This window comes from Gemmatimonas sp., from assembly GCF_041689975.1.
Taxonomy (GTDB): domain Bacteria; phylum Gemmatimonadota; class Gemmatimonadetes; order Gemmatimonadales; family Gemmatimonadaceae; genus Gemmatimonas.
On the sequence record NZ_JBDNFF010000150.1, the window covers coordinates 1 to 1,677 of the forward strand.

The 1,677-nt window shown below is 63.2% G+C and carries 1 protein-coding gene and 2 pseudogenes; 2 read left to right on the forward strand and 1 reads right to left on the reverse strand.

Annotated elements, in window-relative coordinates; all coding sequences use genetic code 11:
- Nucleotides 1–331 (forward strand): annotated as a pseudogene (locus ACESNG_RS10010) (alkyl hydroperoxide reductase); the annotation flags it as partial.
- 19 nt (nt 332–350) lie between these two features.
- Here the strand turns inward: ACESNG_RS10010 and ACESNG_RS10015 are convergent.
- Nucleotides 351–1,007 carry a L,D-transpeptidase gene (locus tag ACESNG_RS10015; protein ID WP_373068812.1) on the reverse strand — a complete coding sequence of 219 codons (657 nt, stop codon included), beginning with the start codon at nt 1,005–1,007 and terminating at the stop codon, nt 351–353.
- 169 nt (nt 1,008–1,176) lie between these two features.
- Here ACESNG_RS10015 and ACESNG_RS10020 point away from each other — a divergent pair.
- Nucleotides 1,177–1,677, forward strand: a pseudogene (locus ACESNG_RS10020) (hypothetical protein); the annotation flags it as partial.

Sequence of the window (1,677 nt, forward strand, 5' to 3'; positions counted from 1 at the left end):
CAAGATCTACGGCCTATTCCCGCATACGCACGTGCGGGGGACGCGTTGGGAGTACACCCTGGAGAAGCCGGACGGTACCCGTGAAGTCATCCTCGACGTGCCGCGTTACGACTTCAATTGGCAGACGTACTACATGTTTGCGACACCGCTGGAGCTGCCTGCGGGGGCGAAGATCACGTCCAGGGCGTGGTACGACAATTCAGCGACGAACAAGCACAATCCCGACCCCTCGGCCAACGTACACTGGGGCGATCAGACCTGGGAAGAGATGCAGTACACCGGCATGCTGTACTCGGTGAACAGCCGTCGGCTGGCTCCCGCGTCGAAGTAGACGCTCGCCAGCGGCGGTATCAGAACACGCGGATCGGCACCACGCGGGTAAGCGTAATGATCTGTTTTTCCGAGCGATCGGCGGCGGCGCGCTGTACCAGCGTGGTAGCGTTCGTGGTGCTCGCGCGTTCCAGCACGAGCGTCGCCAGCCAAAGCGCGACGGCGTTGGTCACGCGAAGCGATCCATGTGACACGGCCTTGCCGACCGAGGTGGAATCATTCGTGCCGTGAATCGTGCGCGGCATATCGTATACGAGCTGCGCGCGGCCGAGTGGATTCTTCGGATCACCAGGCTTTCTTGGCTCGCGCTCTTCGGCCCATGTTTCGTCGGGTGGAATCCACTCGGGATTGAGCACGACCTGGTTGATCGCCCACGATCCCGATTGCGTGGGCCATTCGGTCGAACCAATGGCGACCGGATGCACGGCGAGCGTGTCGATGCCCGCGCCCAGCACGCGGACCACGCGGGCAGCGAGATCCACCTCGAAGCGAATGTCGGCGGTGTCGGGGGCGGCGGGCTTCGGGGGCGCGGTGTCGGCCGAGGTGAGGCTACTGTCGGTCGCGGCGGCGGTGCGGTTCCCGGTGGACGGCCTCGTGTCGCGACACGCGCTGAGGCCGAGGCCGACGCACAGCATCGAGACCAGCGAGCGGACGATGAGACGGATGAGTTGGGGCACAACGGACTCCGGTATGGGAATACCGCTGTGTGTGGCAAAGAGCGTGCTCAGGCGTCGGACGGTGCGTTGTCGCGTAAGCACGAGTTATGCATCGGGTCGATTCGCTACTTGCACGGTGGTGACGTTGGTGCCCCGTGGTTGGTGTTACTCACATCTTGATGGAGGCTTTATGATTTTTGAATCCTGGCGTACGATGCAGGGAATTGGCGCGGCGCTCGTAATCGGCTCGCTGGTAGCGTGCGGTGGTGATAAGGGAGCGACGTCGGACACGACTGCCAGCAACTCTATGGCTGCATCGGCGGACTCGACGGCTATGATGGCGCCAGCAGGGGCTCACTGGAACGCGACGCTCCAATCGATGGCTGGTACGCAGGTCACCGGCACCGCCTCGGCGATGGCCGGTACGTCTGCCGGAACCACGATGGCTGAAATCACGATCAGCGGCGCGCCGGCGAATGGGGAGCATCCTTGGCACATCCACTCCGGCACGTGCGCGGGTGGCGGAGACATTGTCGGACCGGCCACGGATTACATGCCGATCAAGGCCGATGCCAGTGGGAATGGAAAGTCGATGGCCACGGTGAACATCGCCGCACCGACGTCCGGCGATTTCCACGTAAACGTGCACATGTCGCCGAGCGACTTGAAGACCATCGTTGCGTGTGGCGAC